The 20,839-nt window shown below is 70.4% G+C and carries 18 protein-coding genes and 1 pseudogene; 10 read left to right on the plus strand and 9 right to left on the minus strand.

Features of this window, described 5'->3' with window-relative positions:
- Window positions 1-68: 68 nt before the first annotated feature.
- Together AC24HA_RS08925 and AC24HA_RS08930 are read left to right on the plus strand one after the other, a co-directional pair.
- Window positions 69-2,240, plus strand: a complete 2,172-nt coding sequence (locus AC24HA_RS08925; protein ID WP_425708957.1) for an alpha-ketoacid dehydrogenase subunit alpha/beta — start codon at window positions 69-71, stop codon at window positions 2,238-2,240.
- Between the two features lie 30 nt (window positions 2,241-2,270).
- Window positions 2,271-3,704 (plus strand): 2-oxo acid dehydrogenase subunit E2, encoded by a 1,434-nt coding sequence (locus AC24HA_RS08930; protein ID WP_425708956.1) that lies wholly within the window; start codon window positions 2,271-2,273, stop codon window positions 3,702-3,704.
- Between the two features lie 73 nt (window positions 3,705-3,777).
- On the opposite strand, the gene AC24HA_RS08935 is transcribed toward AC24HA_RS08930, so the two are convergent.
- Entirely contained in the window at window positions 3,778-4,806 is a 1,029-nt protein-coding gene (locus AC24HA_RS08935; RefSeq protein ID WP_425708955.1) for an alcohol dehydrogenase catalytic domain-containing protein, read from the minus strand.
- 31 nt (window positions 4,807-4,837) lie between these two features.
- Entirely contained in the window at window positions 4,838-6,334 is a 1,497-nt protein-coding gene (gene glpK / locus AC24HA_RS08940) for a glycerol kinase GlpK (protein ID WP_425708954.1), read from the minus strand.
- 153 nt (window positions 6,335-6,487) lie between these two features.
- On the opposite strand from glpK, the gene AC24HA_RS08945 reads away from it, so the two are divergent.
- Window positions 6,488-7,324 (plus strand): HAD hydrolase family protein, encoded by an 837-nt coding sequence (locus AC24HA_RS08945; protein ID WP_425708953.1) that lies wholly within the window; start codon window positions 6,488-6,490, stop codon window positions 7,322-7,324.
- Window positions 7,321-8,553: a RuBisCO large subunit C-terminal-like domain-containing protein gene (locus tag AC24HA_RS08950; RefSeq protein ID WP_425708952.1), complete on the plus strand. Its 1,233-nt coding sequence runs from the start codon at window positions 7,321-7,323 to the stop codon at window positions 8,551-8,553. The genes AC24HA_RS08945 and AC24HA_RS08950 overlap by 4 nt, the downstream gene beginning before the upstream one ends.
- Window positions 8,554-8,626: 73 nt before the next feature.
- Here the strand turns inward: AC24HA_RS08950 and AC24HA_RS08955 are convergent, their stop codons facing one another.
- Window positions 8,627-9,001 carry a nuclear transport factor 2 family protein gene (locus AC24HA_RS08955; protein WP_425708951.1) on the minus strand — a complete coding sequence of 125 codons (375 nt, stop codon included), beginning with the start codon at window positions 8,999-9,001 and terminating at the stop codon, window positions 8,627-8,629.
- A gap of 388 nt (window positions 9,002-9,389) precedes the next feature.
- On the opposite strand from AC24HA_RS08955, the gene AC24HA_RS08960 reads away from it, so the two are divergent.
- Entirely contained in the window at window positions 9,390-10,184 is a 795-nt protein-coding gene (locus AC24HA_RS08960; RefSeq protein ID WP_425708950.1) for an IclR family transcriptional regulator, read from the plus strand.
- A 1-nt stretch (window position 10,185) separates the two neighbouring features.
- Here AC24HA_RS08960 and AC24HA_RS08965 read toward each other — a convergent pair whose 3' ends face one another.
- Window positions 10,186-11,187 carry a substrate-binding domain-containing protein gene (locus tag AC24HA_RS08965; protein ID WP_425708949.1) on the minus strand — a complete coding sequence of 334 codons (1,002 nt, stop codon included), beginning with the start codon at window positions 11,185-11,187 and terminating at the stop codon, window positions 10,186-10,188.
- Window positions 11,184-12,002, minus strand: coding sequence for an SDR family NAD(P)-dependent oxidoreductase (locus tag AC24HA_RS08970; protein WP_425708948.1), 819 nt, complete (start codon window positions 12,000-12,002; stop codon window positions 11,184-11,186). The genes AC24HA_RS08965 and AC24HA_RS08970 overlap by 4 nt, the downstream gene beginning before the upstream one ends.
- 153 nt (window positions 12,003-12,155) lie before the next feature.
- On the opposite strand from AC24HA_RS08970, the gene AC24HA_RS08975 reads away from it, so the two are divergent.
- The 4 genes from AC24HA_RS08975 to AC24HA_RS08990 all read left to right on the plus strand — a co-directional run bounded on the left by AC24HA_RS08975 (window position 12,156) and on the right by AC24HA_RS08990 (window position 16,999).
- The gene (locus tag AC24HA_RS08975; RefSeq protein ID WP_425708947.1) at window positions 12,156-13,628 is read left to right on the plus strand and encodes an aldehyde dehydrogenase family protein; all 1,473 of its coding nucleotides are present in this window, start codon (window positions 12,156-12,158) and stop codon (window positions 13,626-13,628) included.
- Window positions 13,629-13,633: 5 nt separating this feature from the next.
- Window positions 13,634-15,241, plus strand: coding sequence for a phytoene desaturase family protein (locus tag AC24HA_RS08980; RefSeq protein ID WP_425708946.1), 1,608 nt, complete (start codon window positions 13,634-13,636; stop codon window positions 15,239-15,241).
- 70 nt (window positions 15,242-15,311) lie between these two features.
- Complete coding sequence (locus tag AC24HA_RS08985; protein WP_425708945.1) at window positions 15,312-16,325, plus strand: ABC transporter substrate-binding protein; 1,014 nt, start codon at window positions 15,312-15,314, stop codon at window positions 16,323-16,325.
- 239 nt (window positions 16,326-16,564) lie between these two features.
- The gene (locus tag AC24HA_RS08990) at window positions 16,565-16,999 is read left to right on the plus strand and encodes a VOC family protein (protein ID WP_425708944.1); all 435 of its coding nucleotides are present in this window, start codon (window positions 16,565-16,567) and stop codon (window positions 16,997-16,999) included.
- Window positions 17,000-17,173: 174 nt separating this feature from the next.
- On the opposite strand, the pseudogene AC24HA_RS08995 reads toward AC24HA_RS08990, so the two are convergent.
- From AC24HA_RS08995 to AC24HA_RS09005, 3 genes and pseudogenes are all read right to left on the minus strand, one after another.
- Window positions 17,174-17,266 (minus strand): annotated as a pseudogene (locus AC24HA_RS08995) (AAA family ATPase); the annotation flags it as partial.
- Between the two features lie 11 nt (window positions 17,267-17,277).
- A complete protein-coding gene (locus AC24HA_RS09000; protein WP_425708943.1) occupies window positions 17,278-17,994 on the minus strand; it encodes an SRPBCC family protein in 717 nt (238 codons plus the stop codon).
- Window positions 17,995-18,004: 10 nt separating this feature from the next.
- Window positions 18,005-18,589: an ArsR/SmtB family transcription factor gene (locus tag AC24HA_RS09005; protein WP_425708942.1), complete on the minus strand. Its 585-nt coding sequence runs from the start codon at window positions 18,587-18,589 to the stop codon at window positions 18,005-18,007.
- A 134-nt stretch (window positions 18,590-18,723) separates the two neighbouring features.
- On the opposite strand from AC24HA_RS09005, the gene AC24HA_RS09010 reads away from it, so the two are divergent.
- Window positions 18,724-19,569 (plus strand): HAD-IIB family hydrolase, encoded by an 846-nt coding sequence (locus tag AC24HA_RS09010; RefSeq protein ID WP_425708941.1) that lies wholly within the window; start codon window positions 18,724-18,726, stop codon window positions 19,567-19,569.
- On the opposite strand, the gene AC24HA_RS09015 is transcribed toward AC24HA_RS09010, so the two are convergent.
- Window positions 19,526-20,755 (minus strand): YibE/F family protein, encoded by a 1,230-nt coding sequence (locus AC24HA_RS09015; protein ID WP_487563492.1) that lies wholly within the window; start codon window positions 20,753-20,755, stop codon window positions 19,526-19,528. The two genes, AC24HA_RS09010 and AC24HA_RS09015, sit on opposite strands and share 44 nt — an antisense overlap.
- Window positions 20,756-20,839 lie beyond the last annotated feature (84 nt).

The raw sequence follows: 20,839 nt of genomic DNA on the forward strand, positions 1-20,839 counted from the left end.
GCTACGGCCAGGCGGCGGCGTGCGACCGGCCAACGACGGCACCACGAGCAGATCGAGAAGAGTGCACCATGCCAAAGAAGACAGCTCTCGAGCCTTCGGTCGACTGGGTCGAGCTGACCAGCACGGACGACGACTGGGACGCGATCGACCCGGACGTCCTGGTCGCGATGGCGACCCAGCTCCACCTCGTGCGGGCCTTCGAGGAGGAGGTGCTGGACCTCGCGGGGCAGAAGCTCATCAACGGTCCGGCGCACTCCAGCATCGGCCAGGAGGGCGGGGCCGTCGGCTCGATCTTCCCGCTCGTGGGCGCCGACCACATCAACGGCTCGCACCGGGGCCACCACCAGTTCCTCGCCAAGGCGTTCGGTTTCGTGCGTCCCGACGGGTTCGACCTGCGCGACGGCGTCCCGGACGACATCCGCACCGTGCTGCGCCGCAGCCTCGCCGAGATCGCCGGCCTCGCGCAGGGCTACTGCCGCGGGCGCGGCGGGTCGATGCACCTGCAGTGGAAGGAGGCCGGCGCGATGGGCACCAACGCCATCGTCGGCGGCGCCGTCCCCTTCGCCTCCGGGTTCGCCTGGGCGAACAAGCACGCGGGCTCCGACAACGTGTCCGTCACCTACTTCGGCGACGGCGCAGTCAACATCGGCTCCGTGCTCGAGACGCTCAACCTGGCCGCCGCGTGGAAGCTCCCGGTGTGCTTCTTCATCGAGAACAACCAGTACGCCGTCTCGACCACGGCCGAGGAGGCCACCGGCGAGCCCCGGCTCTCCGGGCGCGGCCCCGGCTTCGGCATCCCCAGCTGGAAGGTCGACGGCATGGACACCGTCGCCGTCTACCTGGCCATGCAGGAGGCCCTCGAGGTCATGCGCTCCGGCGGCGGCCCCACGGTCATCGAGGTCGACACCTACCGGCACTTCCACCAGAACGGCCCGTTCCCGGGCAGCGCCTTCGGGTATCGCTCGAAGGAGGAGGAGACCCACTGGAAGGACCGCGACCCGATCCGGCAGATGGACGCCCAGCTGCTGCGCCGCGGCATCCTCACCGAGGACGAGACCGCGGCCCTCCGGTCGAGCGCCAAGAGCACGATGGCCGAGATCTCCGCCGAGCTCGTCGAGCCCGACCCGGACGGCAAGCCGGGCACGCAGCGCATCCGGCCCGAGCTGTGGCCGGACACGGACTTCATCGACGTCGGCATCCGCGGCCCGGAGGACCTCGGGTCGGCCAAGGTGCGCGAGACCGCCGACTTCGGCCCCGACGAGGTCGAGGACCGCAAGTTCGTCGAGGTCGTCGCCGAGGTCATGCACCGGCGGATGTCCGAGGACGAGTCGATCATGGTGCTCGGCGAGGACGTCCACAAGCTCAACGGAGGGTCCCGCGGCGCCACGAAGGGCCTGGCCACCGACTTCCCCGACCGCGTGCTCGGGACCCCGATCAGCGAGGCCGCCTTCACGGGCCTCGGCGGCGGCGTTGCGCTGGACGGTCGCTACTACCCGGTCGTCGAGCTCATGTACGCCGACTTCATCTGGGTCGCGGCCGACCAGATCTTCAACCAGATCGGCAAGGCCCGCCACATGTTCGGCGGCGACCACGACATGCCGCTGCTCATGCGCATCAAGATCGGCACGGGCACCGGCTACGGGTCGCAGCACTCGATGGACCCCGCCGGCATTCTCGCCACGTCGGTCGGCTGGCGGATCATCGCGCCGTCGACTCCGCTGGAGTACGTCGGGCTGCTCAACAGCGCGATGCGCCTCAAGGATCCGGTCGCGGTGCTCGAGCACGACGCCGACCTGTACAAGACCGAGGGGCCCGCGCCCGTCGACGACCTCGACTTCTGCCTCCCGGTGGGCCAGGCCGCCGTGCGGCGCACCGGGTCCGACGTCACGGTCATCAGCTACCTGTCGATGGTCCGCCGGGCGCTCGAGGCCGTCGAGACCGCCGGGGTCGACGGCGAGGTCATCGACCTGCGCTGGCTCGACATGGCGAGCATCGACTGGAGCACGATCGGCGAGTCGATCCGCAAGACCAACCGCGTCGTCATCGTGGAGCAGGGGCCGATCGGCACCTCCTACGGGGGCTGGCTGAGCGACGAGATCCAGCGCCGCTTCTTCGACTGGCTCGACGCCCCGGTCACCCGCGTGCACGGCAGCGAGTCCTCGCCGAGCATCTCCAAGATCCTCGAGCGGGCCGCGCTGGCGTCCACGGACGCCATCGTGTCCGCACTCAGGTCCGTCTGACCCGCCACCGACGAGAGAGGGCGAGAACTCATGGCGAAGTTCCTCCGGATGCCCGGCGTCTCCGCCGACGCCGACGCCGCGATACTCAGTCAGTGGTCGATCGAGGCCGGGGCCACCGTCGCCGCCGGCGACGTCGTGGCCGAGGTCGAGACCGAGAAGGCCGTGGTCGACATCGAGGCCGACGACGCCGCGGTCGTCCACACGCTCCTGGTCGACGGCGGTGCCACGGTCGGGGTCAGCGACCCCATCGCGGTCCTCCTCGACGTCGGCGAGGACGCCTCCGCGGCCGAGGACCTGCTCGCGCAGCTCGGCGGCGCGCCGGCCGGTGGCGCAGCGCAGGGCGACGACGCGAGCCCGGGGGCCGCGAACGAGGCCGCCCCGAGCGGTTCCGCCCCGACGGACGTCGAGGTGCCCGCCGAGGCGATCGCCCCCGAGACCGACGCCGACGGGGCCGAGCCCGCCGCGCTGCCCGCGGCGGCGGACGCGCAGGCCGCGTCGGGGCAACCGGCGCCGGCCGAGGCGGCTCCCACGGCCCCGGCCACTGGGCGGGGGACCGGCGGCAACGAGCACGGGCGGATCTTCTCCAGCCCGATCGCCCGGAAGATCGCCCGGGAGAACGACCTGGACATCCGTGCGCTCACCGGGACCGGTCCGGGCGGCCGTATCGTCCGCAAGGACGTCGAGGCCGCGCTGTCGCAGGCGAGACAGCAGGCGGAGGCACCCGCCGCCGCAGCTCCGTCGGCAGCAGCGGCACCGGCGGGACCCGCCGCGGCGGGTGCGCAGGGGTACACGGATGTCCCGCACAGCCGGCTGCGCCGGTTCGTGGCCGCCCGCCTGCAGGAGAGCAAGCAGGTCGCCCCGCACTTCTACCTGCGCGGCGACGTGCGCGTGGACCGGCTGCTCGCGCTCCGCGCGGAGATCAACGAGGGCGCACCGGTGCGGGTCTCGGTCAACGACTTCTTCGTCAAGGCCGTCGCCCGCGCGCTGCAGGACGTCCCGGACGTCAACGTCACGTGGGCGGACGACTACGTCCGGTCCTACGAGCGCTCCGACGTCGGCGTCGCGATCGCGAGCGACAAGGGCCTCGTCACCCCGGTGATCCGCGGGGCCGACCAGCTCCCGCTCACGACCGTCTCCGCCCGGGTCAAGGACTTCGCGCAGCGGGCGAACGAGGGTCGTCTCAAGCAGGACGAGCTCGAGGGCGGGTCGTTCACCGTGACGAACCTCGGGATGTTCGGCGTCGACGAGTTCTCCGCGATCATCAACCCGCCCCAGGCGGGGATCCTCGCGGTCGGCGCCGCGCGGAAGATCGCGGCCGTCACCGACGAGGGTGGGCTCGAGCCGGCGACCGTCGTCGGACTCACCCTGTCGGTCGACCACCGGCCCGTGGACGGGGCGTTGGCCGCCACCTGGTTCGCCCGGCTCCGCGAGCTCCTCGAGAATCCGCTGACCATGCTGGTGTGACGGGTGGACATGGCGAGGGGCCCGACCGACCGGTCGGGCCCCTCGCCATGCTGCCGTGTGCCGGGCGGTCCGCTCAGCGGACCTGGAGCACCACCTTGGCTCCCCGTCCGACGAGCTCCATCCCGCGCTCCCACTCCTCGAGCGGGAGCACCTCCTCGACGACCGCACCCGGGTCGACCGCGCCTGAGGCCATGAGGCGGAGCGCCGTGCGGAAGCTCGAGGCGCGCTTGCCGCGGGACCCCACGACCTCCAGCTCGTGGTTGGTCACCCGGTCGATGTCGAGCGTCGGCGGGGTCCGGTAGAAGGCGAGCAGGACGATCCGGCCCCCGCGGCGCAGCAGCGGCGGCAACGACTCGATCACGCCCTCGCCGCCGCTGCACTCGAAGACGCTGTGCGCGCCGTAGCCGCCGGTGAGCCGGGAGACGAGCTCCGGGAGGTCGGTGGTGTCGGCGTCGACGGCGTGCTGGATACCCGTCCGACTCGCCGCGGCGAGCTTGTCCGCGTGCCGCGCTCGGCCCACGAGGACGACCGTGGCGCCGACCGCCCGGGCCACCTGGGCGGTGAGCATGCCGACCGCCCCCGGGCCGACGACGACCACCACCTCGCCGGCCAGGGAGGGGCTCTGCTCGACGACCCCGTGCACGGCGACCGCCGTCGGCTCGGTGAGCGCCCCCACGACCTGCGAGACGTTCTCGGGCAGCGCATGCAGCGCCCGGGACGGCATGACGAGCTGCTCGGCGAGCCCGCCGTCGGTGGTGGTGCCGATACCGAGCCGGTGCGGGCACCGGTTGTACTGCTCGGCCCGGCAGTACGCGCAGCGCATGCACAGGTATGCGTCGGTCTCGACCGTCACCCGGTCGCCCACCGCGAGGTCCGGACGGTCCGCGCCGGCACCGATCTCCGCGACGGTGCCGGCGACCTCGTGGCCGAGGATGCGCGGCACACGGAAGTCGTGACCGCCCTCGATCGCCGCCCGGTCGGTGCCGCAGACCGCGACGGCGTCGACGTCGAGCAGGACCGTGCCCGGGGCGAGGGTCGGTGCTGGCACGTCGCGCAGCTCGACGTTCCCGGGGCCGGACGCGTACTTGACCAGTGCGCGCATCTGAGTGCCTTCCTGCTGAGTGCCTTCCTGGTCAGGACCGGGGGCGGTTCCAGCCCTTGGTGAGCTCGACCGCCCGCTGCCAGCCTTCGTAGAGCGAGTCGGCCTGGTCGCGGGACATGGTCGGCTCGAAGACCTGGTCGACCTCCCACTTCGACTCCAGCTCCTCGAGGTCGGCGTAGATGCCCGTCGAGAGGCCGGCGAGGAGCATGGCGCCGAAGATCGTCGCCTCGGCGTTCTTCGGGCGCACCACCGGGATGCCGAGGATGTTCGCCTGCATCTGGCACAGCAGGTTGTTGCGTACCGCGCCGCCGTCGACGCGCAGCTCGGAGATGCTCACCCCGAGCTCGCCCTTGGCGGCCGCCTCGACGACGTCGCGGGTCTGGAAGACCATCGACTCCACGGCGGCGCGGATGACGTGCAGCCGCGTGGTTGCGTTGCTCATGCCGATGATCGCGGCGCGGGCGTGCGGGTCCCAGTTGGGGGCGGCGAGTCCGGTGAACGCCGGGACCAGGTAGACGCCCTCGGTGCTCTGCACCTGGCCGGCGTACCACTCCGAGTCCGGTGCCGAGTGGATGAGCTGCAGGTCGTCGCGCAGCCACTGCATCGTCTTGCCCATGGCGAACAGGACGCCCTCGATCTCGTAGGTCGTCTCCCCGCCGATCGTCCAGCCCACGGACGGGGTGAGCCCCTCGATCGGGCGCGGCTTCGAGCCGGAGTTGATGTTGAGCACGCCGGCCGTGCCGTAGGTCATCTTCGACAGGCCCTCGCGGTAGGCGGCCTGACCGAACAGTCCGGCCTGCTGGTCGCCGAGGTTGGAGCCGATCGGCACCGGCGCGCCGAAGGTGGCGCTGATGTCGCCGAAGACCTCGCCGCTGGAGGCGATGCGGGCGAGCATGTGGCGGGGGATCCCGTAGTGGCCGAGGAGCTCGTCGTCCCAGTCGAGCGTCTCGAGGTTCATCATCATGGTCCGCGACGCGTTCGACGTCTCGGTGACGAACTCCTTGCGGCCGGTGAGGTTCCAGATCAGCCAGGTGTCGACCGTTCCGGCGAGCAGCTCGCCCGCCTCGGCGCGCGCCTGGGCGCCGGGCACCTGGTCGAGGATCCAGCGGATCTTCGACGCCGTGTAGTAGGCGTCCGGGATGAGGCCGGTGCGCTGCTGGATGAGGTCGCCGAGGCCGTCGGCGACCCACCTCTCCACGACCTCCACCGAGTGGCGGGAGGCCCACACGATGGCGTTGTAGATCGGCTCCCCGGTCTCCTTGTCCCAGACGATGCCGGTCTCGCGCTGGTTGGTCAGCCCGACCGCGCTGAGGTCGGAGGGCTGCAGGTTCGCGTCCCGGAGCGCCGCACGGATCGACTCGAGCTGCGTACTGAGGATCTCCTTGGGGTTGTGCTCGATCCAGCCCGGTCGTGGGTACTGCTGGGTGATCTCCGCCTGGGCGAATCCCACCACGTTGGTGTCGTCGTCGATGACGAACGCCCGTGCACTGGTGGTGCCCTCGTCGATCCCGAGAATGTACCTGGCCATGCTCACTCACCTCATTGTCGATGGCGGTCGCCTCGTTGCGTCCGAACGCAAGGTAGGTGCGTCCGACCTGGCATGTCAACGCCTGTCTATGGTTGTCTAGGCGCAGGAGCGACGGCCTAGCCTGTCGTCGTGGGAGTGACCAAGGAGGTTCACATGCTCGCCCCAGAGACCCTGGCCGGCGTCCGCGCCGTCGGGCTCGACGTCGACGGCACGATCTCGCGGGACGACCACACCGTCTCGGCCCGGACCGCGGCGGCGATCTCCCGGGTCGCCGAGCTGGGCGTGCCGGTGTTCCTGCTGACCGGTCGCGCGCGGCGCAACACCCTCGAGCTCGCCACGCGGCTGGGCCTGACCAACCTCGTGGCGAGCAACAACGGCTCCATCACGTTCGACCCGGTCACCAACGCCGACGTCGCGCTGCGCCCCATGGACCGCGGCGAGGTGCGCGACCTGCTCGACCTCGGCACCGAGCTCGGCCTCGAGGTCACGTGGTGGACGACGACGGACATCTACGTCAGCCGCGAGGGCGACTGCGCGGACATGCTCCGGATGCTCGGGGAGGACGGCGTCGTCGTCGGTGACACGAGCTCGGTCCCGCCGGTGGTCACCAAGACGATGCTCTTCGGCACCGCCGCGCAGCTCGACGCCGCGACCCCCGTGATCCTTGCCAGGAACCCCCGCGGCACACGATCGATGGACGAGTTCTTCGAGTTCGTCGCCGAGGACGCGAACAAGTGGCACGCCCTCGAGGACCTGCTCGGGCGGTACGGCATCGCGGCCGGGGCGGTCCTCGGCATGGGCGACGGCGGCAACGACGTCCCCTGGCTCACGCGCATCGGCATCCCGGTCGCGGTCGGCAACGCCCGCGAGGAGGTCAAGGTAGTAGCGTCCGCGGTCGCCCCCGCCAACAGCGAGGACGGGGTGGCCGTGGTGCTCGAGGCGCTCGCGGACCAGCTGAGCGGCGAGCTGACGGCGAGGAGCCCGCGATGAGCGACGTCGGCGCGTCCTACGTCCTGTGGATCGACGCCGGCACGGACCCGTACGAGGTGGTGCGTCGGTTCGCCGTCGGGCAGTCCACCGGCACCTGGCTGCCGGTGCCCGGCCTGACCGACGAGCTCCGAGCGGCGCACGAGGCCCGCGTGCTCGACCTTCAGCCGGTCCCCGCCGCCGACCTCGTCGACAACGGGTCGGCCGGCAGCTGGTACCTGGCCACCATCGCCGTGCCGTCGGTCAACGTCGGCGACTCGATCCCGCAGCTGCTCACCACGGTCATCGGCAACGACGCGTCGACGTCGGTCCAGGCCAAGCTCGTCGGGCTCGACCTGCCGCCCGACCTGCTCGCCCGGTTCGCCGGCCCGCGCCACGGGATCGACGGTCTGCGCGAGCGCGTCGGCATCCACGACCGCCCGCTCCTGCTCAACATGGTCAAGCCGTGCACCGGGCTGACCCCGGAGGCCGGGGCGGAGATCGTCCACCGCACCGCGCTCGGCGGCGTCGACCTCATCAAGGACGACGAGCTGCTCGGGAACACCGAGTTCTCCCCGGTCGTCGACCGCGTCCGCGCCTACACCGCGGCCATCGACCGGGCCGCCGACGAGACCGGTCGGCGCGCCCTGTACTTCGTCAACGTCACCGACCGGCCCGACCGGATGCTCGACACCGCCCGGCGGGCCGTCGACGCCGGCGCCGAGGGCGTGATGGTGGCCTACGCGAACGCCGGCTACGGCTCGATGCAGGCGCTCGCCGAGGCCGTCGAGGTCCCGGTGCTGGGCCACTTCGCCGGCTCTGCGCCGTACTACGAGAACCCGACGACGGGCATGTCCTCGGACCTCGCCAACGGCCTGCTGCCACGACTGGCCGGGGCCGACCTCTCGCTCGTCAACACCCCGTACGGCGGCTACCCGATCTCACCCGTGGCCTACCGGCGCACCGCGGCCGAGCTGACGTCCGACCGCCCGGGACTGCGCCGCACCGCGCCGATCATCGGCGGTGGCGTTCACCCGGGGACGGTCCGACGCTACGTCGACGAGGTCGGCGCCGACGTGGTTCTCGGCGTCGGGGGTGCCATCCAGGGCCACCCCGGCGGAGCGGCGGCCGGGGTGCGGGCGATGCACGCCGCGATCGAGGCCGCCGTCGCCGGGCTGGACGTCCACGAGGCGGCGGCCGAGGACGACGACCTGCGGGTCGCGATCGAGCGCTGGGGCACGCTCGAGCCGTAACCCCTTGCCGCTTCCGCTGCCCAAACTGCGAGTACGGGCTGCGGCGGGAGAGCCGCCGAGGACCTGCCGCTGGTCAGTGCGTGACGGTCGTCTGCTGGTAGAGCGCCAGCCGCGTCTCACCGTCGACCACGCAGTAGTGGCTCGCCATGAGGGCGACGAAGGGCGTCTCGTCGCCCTGACGGGACGCCGTCGCCGTGTAGACCAGGGCGGCCGACCGCTCGCCCGTCGGCACGACGCGCGCCCCCGTGAGGGAGTAGGAGGACCACGGAGGTGACTCGTCGAGGGACCGCGCGACGGTCGCCCGGTCGAGCACCATGCCGTTGACGAGGATCATCACGGCCTCGGGAGTCATCAGCTCGCCGTAGAAGCTCCCGCCGGTCGAGCTGCACAGGGCGTCCCAGCCCCGATGCTCGAGGGCGAGCAGGTGGTCTGTCGTGAGAGTGCTCATGGTCAAGGTTAGGCCTGTACGAGACCACATCCACCCCTGAGGTGCCGTTCAAGACGACGGGAAAGCAGGAGTGCGCGTGTCCTCCACCCGGCGCCGGCGTGGCCAGAGATACCTCGGCCGGCACGTCGTCGAGCCGACGCCCTCCGGAAGGGGGCGCGACGTAGTCGTGCAGCACGTTCCAGGAGGTCAGGCCCGCGATGTCGGTCCGGTGAAGGTTCGAGAGAACCCCGAGAGCTCGCGCGTCGAGATCGTAGGCAAGGTTCGCACAGTGCTCGACCTCCGACGGGTCTGGCTTCTGAAGCATCGTCGACCGGATGCTGCGCGATCAGCGCCATTACGCTCGGCGAGAGCACGGCGGCCCGCTGTGCCGAATACGCAAGGGAGACAGATGACGCCGAACGACGGGGTGGACGGTGTGCGCAGCGGTTCGCGTGCCTCGACGGGTTCGGTCGGTAGCGCGCTGCGCCTTCTCGAGATGTTCCGGGGCCAGCAGGTCGTACGGGTGACTGATGCCGCGGCCGAGCTCGGCGTCGCGCGGTCGACCGCCCATCGGCTCCTTCAGGTGCTCAGCGCACACGACTTCGCCGTCCAGGACGAGGGACGCGCATACCGCCCGGGGCCCGCCCTTGTCGGTCTTGCCGTCACGCTCGTGGACGGTCTCGACCTGCGGTCCGTAGCAGCCCCGATCATGGTCGACCTCGCTCAAGAGCTGGGCGAGACCGTGCACCTCTCGGTGCTGCAGGGCACGCAGATCCTCTTCGTCCACTCCGTGGAGAGCTCGCGCACCCTCCGAGTCGGCATACGCACGGGCGGCACCCTGCCGGCCTACGCGACGGCCGCCGGACGCGTCGCGCTTGCGTTCCTTCCCGACGACGACGATCGACGTCGTCCGCCCCGATCCGGTTGGACGGCTGTGACGAGCCGGACCATCACCGACGCTACACGTATCGAGCACCTGCTCGACGAGGCTCGCGACCGTGGTTACGCGACGAGCTTCGGAGAGACGGAGGAGGACGTCGCGTCCGTGGCGGTCCCGGTGCTGGACGCTGCTGGCGCTCCGCTCGCTGCCCTTGCCCTGTCGGCGCCGCCCGCGCGTCTCCGCGAGGACATGGCGCCCACTCGAGCCGCAGTCCTCGCAACAGCCGCCCGGCGCATCGGCGAGTTGCTGCCCGCCGGACGCTGACCTACACCCGGAACGTTTCCAGTAGCGACGCCGGGAACAGGTCCTCCACCGCGAGCCGCCGTTCCGTCAGCCGCTGCTCGTGGGTGTATGAGAGAAAGGCCTCGAGAGTGGTGCGGTTGGCTGCCACGCCGTAGGGCCAGAAGTCATCCCCGACGACGGAGGCAGCCTGTCTCGCCCTGTCGGCGCCCCACGGCAGCGGGAACTGCGGTGCGGTCGGGTCGAGCAGCCGAGCGAGGCTGTTGTTCTTCGCCCTCGTGAAGGCCGACACGAGGTTGCCCGCCACCCATGGGTGGCGCTCGTGGACGGTGGCGTCGAGGACTGCCACGTGCATGATCGGGAAGATCCCGGTGCGAGTGAAGTACTCGGCCTCCACGGTCGCGCTGTCGCTGAACAGCTGCACGAGCTTCCCACTTCCGTCGGTGGCGCCCTCCGGCGGGTGCGGCACGATGATCGCGTCGAGCTCGCCGTCGATCAGTAGGTCGTTGAGCGTGCGTTCCCGCTCCGGGCGGATGCGGATTCCCTCGGGCACCTGGACCGGAAGGGTCTCGATCCGTCCAGGTGCGTTGATCCCGCCCTGCACCCAGTCGATCACCGTGAGGTCCAGGCCGAACTCGTGCTGGAGCAGCGCGCGCTGATAGATCGTGGCGGTGACGGTCCACTCGGGGAACCCGATCCTCGCGCCGGCAAGCCGTTCGGGCGCGTCCACCGGGCCGTCGGCTGCCACGAAGATGCCCGAGTGGCGGAACGCGCGCGACGGAAACACGGGCAGCCCGACGAGCGAGTCGTCCCCGCGACTGCGTAGGGCGACGAACTTACCCATCGAGAGCTCGGAGACGTCCCATTCCCGATGCCGGGTGTGCCGGAAGAAGATCTCCTCGACGGGGTGGTGGACCGTGCGCAGCGAGACGCCCTCGACGCGCACCCGTCCGGTCGCCAGGTCGCGGATCTGGTCGGAGTCGTTGATGGCCAGGGTGAGCTCGACCGGCCCGGCGACGGCGCTCACACGAAGCTCGATCCTGCGTCGAGGACGAGGCTCTGGCCGGTCATGGCGCGAGCCGCGTCGCTCGCGAGGAAGACCGCAGTGCCGGTGATGTCGTCCGGTCCAAGCCGCCACTTGAGCGACTGTGCGGCGAGGATCCCCTCGTTCGGGCCCGGCGGGGCGGAGGCGCGTTCGATCCCGGTGTCGACCGAGCCCGGCAAGATCGAGTTGACCGTCACGCCGTGGGTCCCGAGCTCGCGGGCGAGCGACCGGGTCATGCCGATGACGCCGGCCTTCGACGTCACGTAGTGCAGGTAGAGCGGCCGTCCGTTCAGCACGGTCCCGGACGACACGTTGATGATCGATCCGCGCCGCTGCGCGCGCATGACCGGTGCGACCGCGCGGGTCGTGAGGAACATTCCGGTGAGGTTGACGTCGAGCACCCGACGCCACTCGTCGGCGGCAATCTCCTCGAACGGCTTCATCGTCAGGCTCGAGAACACCGCGGCGTTGTTGATGAGGGTGTCGATCCGGCCGAACTCATCGAGCACCCGGCGAAGGGCGATCGCGACGGCCTCCTCGTCGGTGACGTCGACCTGTATGGCGAGGGAGCCGTTCCCGAGGCCGGCGAGCTCCGCGGCCACGGAACGCGCCGCCCGCTCGTCGACGTCCGCCACGGCCACGGCTGAGCCGGCGTTCGCGAGCGCATGGGCGAACGCGCGGCCGATGCCCTGCCCGCCACCGGTGACGATCGCTGCCTGCCCCTCGAGGGGCAAGGGCGGTGGCGCGCCCGTGCGAGCGTCGCCGCCCGATGCGGCGTCGTGCGTCGTCGCGGTCATGGTGTCTCCCGTCGTTGAGCGGTGCTGTGGCGGCGTCGCTCAGATGTGGTTGACGTCGCTGTTCTCGATGCGTACGGTAACGCATGTTCGTTCAAGCGGTACAAGGTTCGGTCTAGCCGAACAGATCGCGTTCGATGAACCGGAGGTGGGTCGATGACGACCCTGGAGGAAGCGCGGGCACTGGTGCGGCGCCGTTGGGGGATGGTGATCGACGGGCGTGTGACGCCGTCGGAGTCCGGGCGAGAGCTCGACGTCGTCGCGCCGGCGACCGGCGAGATCGTCGCGACGTTCCCCCACGGGACGAGCATCGACGTCGACCGCGCCGTCGAGTCTGCGCACGCGTCCTTCGCCGCGTGGCGCAGGGTGCCCGCGATCGAACGCGGCCGGCTGGTCTCCAGGCTGGCCGACGCCGTCGAGGCCGCGGGGGAGGAGCTCGCGGCGATCGACGCCCTGGAGAACGGCACCCCGCTCCACCTCCTACGCAAGGACGTCGGTCTCGCCGTCCAGCGCCTGCGCTACTACGCGGGACTCGCCCTCCAGCTGCGTGGCGAGTCCATCCCCGCCGACGGCGGGATCGACTTCACCCGGATGGAGCCGTACGGCGTCGTCGCCCGACTCGTCCCCTTCAACCACCCGCTGATGTTCGCGGCGAGCGGCGTCGGTGCCCCGCTCGTAGCCGGCAACACCGTCGTGCTCAAGCCGTCGGAGCACACCTCGCTCTCCGCGCTCCGGATCGGCGAGCTGGCCGCGGAGATCCTGCCCGCGGGCGTGGTCAACGTCGTCACCGGTCTTGGCGCCGACGTCGGTGCCCGCCTCACCGCGCATCCGCGCGTACCGCGTGTGGCCTTCACCGGCAGCGTCGAGACGGGCCTGCAGATCCAGCGGCAGGCGGCGTCGGAGGTCGTCAAGGTCGTCACCCTTGAACTCGGCGGCAAGAACCCGCTCATCGTCTTCCCCGATGCCGACGTCCACGAGGCCGTCCGCGGCGCGATCAATGGCATGAACTTCACCTGGCAGGGCCAGTCCTGCGGCTCGACCTCCCGCCTGTTCGTCCACCGCTCTCTGGTGGAGCAGGTCGAGGCGGGGCTCAGCGAGGCGCTCAACAGTTTCGTAGTCGGCGACCCGTTCGACCCGAACTCGCAGATGGGTGCCCTTGTCAGTCGGTCGCACCACGAGCGCGTGAGCCGGTTCATCTCGGAGGGGCGGGAGGACCCCGCCGCCAGGGTCATCGCCGGAGACGGGGAACTGCCGGAGTCCGGTCTGTTCGTCCGACCCACGGTGCTCTCGTTCCCGGATGCGGCCCACGACTCCCGCATCCTCGACACGGAGATCTTCGGCCCCGTCCTCGCCGTCGTCCCCTTCGACACCTACGAAGACGTGATCGCCCACGCCAACGCGCTCCCGCTCGGACTGACCGCCAGCGTATGGACGTCCTCGCTGGACATCGCGACCGCGGCAGTGCGCGACCTCGAGGCCGGCTACGTGTGGGTGAACGCGAGCTCGCAGCACATCCCCGGTGCGCCGTTCGGGGGCGCCAAGAACAGCGGCGTGGGGCGCGAGGAGGACCTCGGCGAGCTCTACTCCTACGCCCAGACCAAGAACATCTTCATCCGGACGGAGAACTGACCGACATGACGGACATGTACGACGGACTCATCATCGGCTCGGGTCAGCACGGCCTCATCTTAGGGACCTACATGGCCAGGCTCGGGCTCAAGGTCGCTGTGCTCGAGCGGCGCAACATGTTCGGCGGCGGCCTGAGCACGGTCGAGCCGGGGCCGCCGGGCTTCTACCAGAATCCGCACTCGATCAACCACTTCAACATCACGGACAGCCCCTGGTTCACGGACCTCGGACTTGCGGACACGGTCCGCTACGTGACGCCGCGCTACGAGTTCGCCCAACCCCACCTCGACGGCACATCGCTCGTCATCTCCCGCGACGCCGAGGAGACCATCGCGTCCCTAGCCCAGATGTCCAAGAAGGACGCCGAGACCTTCCGCGACTGGAACCGACGCGCCGACGCCATCAGTAACATGGTGTTCCTCGCTGAACGCTACTCCGAGCCGCTGGCCGAGGCGGAGCGCAACGAGCTCCTCTCCCGCACCGCGATCGGCCGGGACTTCCTCGAGATCATCGACCACCAGCCGCTCGACCTCGTCAAGGAGCTGTTCGACAACGAGCGGATCCAGCTCCTCATGCTGTTCAAGCTCTCTCTGTTCGGCACCGTGCTCTACGACGCCGTCTCGGAGAAGAGCCCGATGGGCTCGGCTGTCCGAGGGTTCGACCTCAGCGCCGGCTACCAGGTGTGCGTCGGCGGGAGCTGGAACCTCGCGCGCGGCCTGCACGAGCGATTCCTCCAGGCCGGCGGCACGTTCATCAACCACGCCGAGGTCTCGCGCATCGTGGTCGATGGCGGACGCGCGACCGGCGTCGAGCTCTCGGACGGGCGCTCCTTCAAGGCCCGCCAGTTCGTGGCCAGCACGATCGACGTCCCCCAGACGTTCACGAAGCTCGTCGGCCAGGACCAGCTTCCGCAGGCGTACCGCACCAAGGTCGACAATTTCAAGCAGACCGCCTGGACCTTGTTCGGCGTTCACCTCGCGCTCAAGGAGGCTCCGCAGTACGTCGGAGCAGACTTCAACCCCAACATCAACAAGTCGCTGAAGTACAACGTGGGCGCCGAGACGATGGAGGACCTGTTCGGCCTGCACAGTCAGGTGGCCGCCGGCCAGATCCCAGACCTGGTCTCGTTCGGAACCGGGCACATCACCCAGTTCGACCCGAGCCAGGCACCCCCCGGCAATCACACTGCCTACGCCTGGTACCCGATGCCGTTCGCACCCGGCGGGGACCCGAACAACATCGAGGCCGTCAAGGCAGACATCGCGCAGAAGGTGCTCGACGAATGGCGGAAGTACGCGCCAAACCTGACGCCTGACAACATCCTGCACGTTTACACCTACACCGCGAACGACTACCACCGCGAGTTCACGAACATGGTGAACGGCGACATCTTCGTCGGCTCCTTCGCCGGCGAGCAGTCCATGTGGAACCACTTCGGCTACCGCACGCCCATCGAGAACCTCTATATGGCCGGGTCTCCCACCCACCCCGGTGGCGGTATCTCCGGAGGTGGTGGCTACATCGCCTCGCGCGTCATCGCCGAGGACCTCGGCCTCACGCCCTGGTGGACCCCGATGGACGTCCGATCCGTCCTCAAGGCCGCCACCGACTGAACTCAAGCCACTCTTTCTCCCGTTCATCTCCCCCTGACAAGGAAGTCACTCCATGAACACACGAATGCGTATGCGAATCCTCCCCGTCGCGACGGCCGCCGCCCTGCTGCTCGGGGCCTGCGGGGGAGGCGATGACGACGCCACGACTGACGACGCCGACGAAGGCGGCGGCGAGGGCGAGGGTGGCAGCGAGGGTGGCGACGGCGCCTCGGAGGCGCTCACCGAGATCACCGTGGGAGTCCTGCCGATCGTCGACGTCGCCCCGATCTACCTCGGGGTCGAGCAGGGGTTCTTCGAGGAGCAAGGGCTCGACGTCGAGCTCGTCACCGGGCAGGGAGGCGCGGCACTCATCCCGGCAGTGATCTCGGGCGAGAACGAGTTCGGATTCTCCAACTTCACCTCGCAGGTGAACGCCGTCAGCCAGGATCTCCCGCTGCTCTCCGTCAGTCCGGGCGTCTTCACCACGGGCGAGCAGGGCGACGACGCAGCCGGGGTCGTCGCCCTGCCCGAAGCCAACATTGAACGTGCCGCCGACCTGGAGGGCCTGACGATCGCCACCAACACTTTGGCGAACAACTTCGTCATGACGATCAGCCACGCGGTCGAGGAGGACGGGGGCGATCCGGACCTTATCGAGTGGGTCGAGATCCCGTGGCCCGAGATGCCGGCAGCCGTGGCGAACGGGCAGGTCGATGCAGGCGTCGTCGTCGAGCCATTCGTCACCTTCGCCGAGGACGAGGGTGCCGAGGTCGTCCTATGGCACTGGGTCGAGACCGACCCGAACTTCCTCGTCGCGGGCTACTTCACCACGGAGCAGTACCAGGCAGACAACCCCGAGACCGTCGAGGCGTTCGTCGCCGCGCTCGACGAGTCCCGGACCTACGCCGACGAGAACCCCGACGAGGTTCGACGCATAACTGGCACCTACACGGAGATCGATGAGGACGTGCTCAACCGGATGCACCTACCCCGGTTCGGCGGCGAGTTCGTCATCGAGGAGCTGCAGTGGCAGGCCGACCTGGCCAACGACTTCGGCATCACCAACGGTGCGGTCGACGTGGCGGAAATGCTGTTCAACGAGTGAGAACCGGGTCCGGGTGCCCACGTCCGCGATGAGCGCGGGTGTGGGCACCCGCAACCTCGGTCACGCTCGTCCCGCAGCGGGCGGCACGAGATCGCGCGATGCGGCGACGATCACGGTGCGCAGCCAGTCGATCCCCGGTGGCACCAAGAAGTGGGTGAGAACAGTCTCGGCACGGCGTGTCGTCATTATCCGGCGACGCGCGCCTTGTCCCGCGGAGCCCGGTCTTGGACCCTGGCGTCATGACCACTCCAGCCCAGTTCGCAATCGTCACGCTCGGAGTCGCCGACCTCGACCTGAGTGTCGACTTCTACAGGGCGCTCGGCTGGGAGCAGCGCGGCGACAAGTCCGCGGGCATCACCTGGTTCCGCACGTCGGGCACGTGGATCGGCCTGCTCGACCACGACGCACTGGCCGATGACGTCGGCCTCCCCGCGGATCCGCCGACCACCTACCGCGGCATCACGCTGGCGATCAACGTCGACTCGGTCGACGAGGCGGCCGCGGCGTTCGCCCATGCAGTCGGCGTCGGCGCACGACCCGTCAAGGTGCCCGAGCCCACGGAGTGGGGCGGATACTCCGGCTACTTCGCCGACCCGGACGGCCACCTCTGGGAGGTCGCGCACAACCCGTTCTTTCCAATACCCGACGACGGGACCATTGACATCCCCGTCTGACAACGGGCTCCCTACGGCGTCGGCGACTTCCGTGGCCGGAAGGCACCCGTCGAGCTCGACGCTCGCACCGCGCGTCAGCAGGGGATCCGCCTCGTCGACGTAACGCCAGATCGCGACCCGGTGCTTCGGCGACTGGCGGTAGGTGTTGGCGGTCACCTCACAACCACCGTGGGTCGTGTCCACCATGCGGTGCCCTCGCCGCGACATCTCGGCCAAGTGAGTCGACTTCCCGGCGCCGGACATCCCGGTGAGCAGGATCCGCACCATCAGTCGTCCGTTCAGGCGTACACGGCGGCGAGCCAGTCCTCCCACTTCTTCGTCTCTGCCTCCGCGTCGGCGTCCGTGAAGAGGTAGTGCCCGAACGCGACCGGCATGCCCATCACCGTGTTGTTGTGGAAGCGGTAGAGGCCGTCCGCGGCGCGGACGCCGACGAAGTCGTCGGTGGGGACGACCCAGTCGACGACGCCCACGATCGGCTCGAGACCCGCGGGCGTGAGTGTCACCTCGTCACCGACGGCGAGGGTGCCGGTGACACCGAGCGCGGCCGCGACCGGCGCCCAGGCCGCGGGGGAGGTCTGCGACTGCGGGCCCTGCCCGGTGACGAACGTGCCGTCCCGGCCGGCGAAGTGGGTGAGGTACTGGGCGAGGTTGACCATGTACAGGTCCCACCCGTACCCGGTCATCGTCTCGAAGTCGTACTCGCCGCCCCAGTCGTCGCCGAGGAAGCCGCTGTGCACGAACGTGAGGACCGTCGTCGCGTCGTCGCGCGCCTCGATGAGGTACTCGTAGGCATGGAACGCCCCGTCGGGGCCGTCGGGCGTACGGACGAAGAGACGCTCGTTCTCCTGCCGCTCGACCTGCATCCCCTCGGCCTCCATGGCGTCGGGGTCGGGGGACCAGGAGCGTTGCCCTTCGCGCGTGGCGACGGCGTGCCACACCTGGGCCGGGGTCGCCGGGAGGACGACCTCCTTGCGGATCTCGAACCGGTCGGACATGACGTTCTCCTCAGGTGGTGGGGACGTGGGGGTGGACGGCGACGACGAGGCGGTGGGTGCGCGCCCCGTCGGAGTCGGGACAGTGGTAGCGCCGCACGAGGTCGGTGACGGCGTGCTCGAGCTCGCGGGAGAACGCGGCCCGGTCGGCGGCCGAGGCGAACCGGACCTCGCCGTCGACGGCCCAGGTCGCCACCCGGGTGCCCGTCCGGCGCGCACCGGTGACCAGCGCGCCGACGTCGCGGACCAGCCGGGCGGCCAGCGCGAGCAGCCACGCGGCCGAGACCCGGTCCGGGTGCCGGTCGGGGTTGGGCTGCACCTCGGCCAGCGTCTCGGGCGAGATGACGAACGACCCGGCCCGCGAGCGCACGACGCGCTCGGTGAAGTTGCCGCGTCGGCGCTCCTCGACGAGCTCGACGAGGCCGCGCTCCTCGAGCACGCGCAGGTGGTAGTTGACCTTCTGGCGCGGCAGGCCGAGGTGGGCGGCGAGCGTCGTCGCCGATCCGGGCTCCACCAGGGCGGCAAGGACCCGGGAGCGCACCGGGTCCAGGGCGGCCGCGGCGGTGGCCGCGTCGTCGATGAGGTCGATGTCGAGCACGGGAGCGATCGTGCGCTTGACAAAAAGATCTGTCAAGAGCGACGTCGACGAGGTTGTCCATCCGTGGAACCGGGCGTCCCGGTACCGGGGGCGCTGCCTAGACTGACGCCGCCCGCCATCTTCGAGGAGGCCCCATGGTCGCGCCCGCGATCCTTCGTACCGTCCGCGCCGTCAGTCTCGACGTCGACGGCACGATCTCCGGCGACGACCACGCCGTCGCGCCCCGCACCGCGGCCGCCGTCACCCGCATCGTCGAGCTCGGCCTGCCGGTCTTCCTCCTCACCGGGCGGGCGCGCGCCAACACCCTCGGCCTGGCGCGGGACCTGAGGATCCCCAACATCGTCACCAGTGACAACGGCGCAGTCCTGCTCGACCCCGTGCGCGGCGAGGACGTCGCCGTGCGACCGATGGCCCGCGAGCACGTCCGCAGCCTCGTCGAGCTTGCCGCCGAGCTCGACCTCGACATCACGTGGTGGACGACGGAGGCGATCTACGTCGAGCACGAGGGCGCCGCGGCCGACCTCCTGCGCCGGCTCAACGGCGACCTCGTCGAGGTCGGCGACACGCAGGACCTCCCGGAGAAGGTCACGAAGGTCATGCTGTTCGGCACACGCGAGCAGCTTGACGACGCGGCGGACACGATTCGTTCCCGCTTCCCCGACGCGACCCGGTCGATGGACACCTTCTTCGAGTTCGTCGACGACGCGGCCACCAAGTGGAACGCGCTGACGGAGATGCTCGCCCGCCACGGCGTCGACCCGGAGCACTGCCTCGGGATGGGCGACGGCGGCAACGACGTCGAGTGGCTCGGCCGCATCGGCGTCCCGATCGCCATGGGCAACGCGCGTCCCGAGGTCAAGGAGGTGGCCGTCGACGAGACGGCGACGAACGTCGAGCACGGCGTCGCGCTCGTCCTCGAGGCGCTGGCCGACGAGCTCACCCGCACGAACGAGCCGGATACCGCGACGACGGACGACTGACCTCGGCGTCCGTCTCGTCGTCCGCCCCGGTCCCCGAGCTCGCCAGCAGCGCGGCGATCGCCGTCGTCACGGGGATGGCCAGGACGAGGCCGATCGACGACACGAGCGTGCGCACGACCTCCTCGGCGATCTCGCCGGACAGCAGGGTGTCGGCCACGGGCCGTTCGACGAGCGACGCGAGCATGATGAGCGGCAGCGCCGTCCCCACGTAGGCGAACGCGAGCGTGTAGACCGTCGAGGCGATGTGGTCCCGCCCGATGCGCATCGTCCGGACGAACAGGCGACGCCGGGAGACCCCCGGGTCGGCCGCCGCGATCTCCCACGCGGCCGACGCCTGCGTGATCGTCACGTCGTTGAGCGCGCCGAGCCCCGCGATGACGATGCCGCACATGAGCAGGTCGCCCAGGGAGATCCCGGGGAACTGCTGGAACAGCATGAGACCCGTCTCGGCGGCCCCCGTGAGGTTCGCCGCCCCGGTGCCCCACATCGCGAGCAGCACCGTGACGGCGAGCCCGACGAACGTGCCGAGCAGCGCCGTCGTCGTGCGGATCGATACCCCGTGCGCGAGGTAGACGGCGAGGAACATCATCGCCGAGGAGCCCACCAGCGCGGTGAGGACCGGCGAGGACCCGAGCATGAGCACGGGCAGGATGAACAGCGCCACGACGGCGAGGGAGCCGAGCAGGCCGACGACGGCGGCGAGCCCCTTCCAGCGCGCCACGGCGAGGACCGCGGCGAGGTAGAGCACCGTCAGCCAGGCCACGGGGACCGTGCGCTCGAACTCCCAGAACGAGTACAGCGTTCCCGTCCCGATGTTGCTCGGGACGTAGAGCAGCTGGACCCGGTCGCCGACGTCGATGTGCGCGGCCACCGACGGGTGCGGCGGGGCCACGGCGGTCTCGTGCCCGTCGTGTCCGCCCTCCGTGACCCGGGCGAGCATCTCGCTCGCGGGGTCGTCCGGGTCGGGCGCCTCGATCACCTCGGCCGAGACGATCTGCGTCCCGTCCTGGAGCAACGGGAGCGAACCCATCGGGCTCTCGCCGCGCGGCCACAGCGCGACCAGCCCCACGATCGTTGCCACCAGCAGGGGCAGGACGAGTGCGGCGAGCAGCCTGCGTACGCGCCTGCGGCGGCCCTCGGGCAGCTCCGACGTGACAGTGGAGTGGGAGTGCGACACGTGGGACATGGTCGTACAGGCCAGGCGCACGCCTCGACGGGCGCGCCGCGTCAGGCGTGGTCGCGCGGGTCACCGCTCCGGGTCGAGGGGGAT

The sequence above is a fragment of the Georgenia sp. Z1491 genome, from assembly GCF_057652395.1.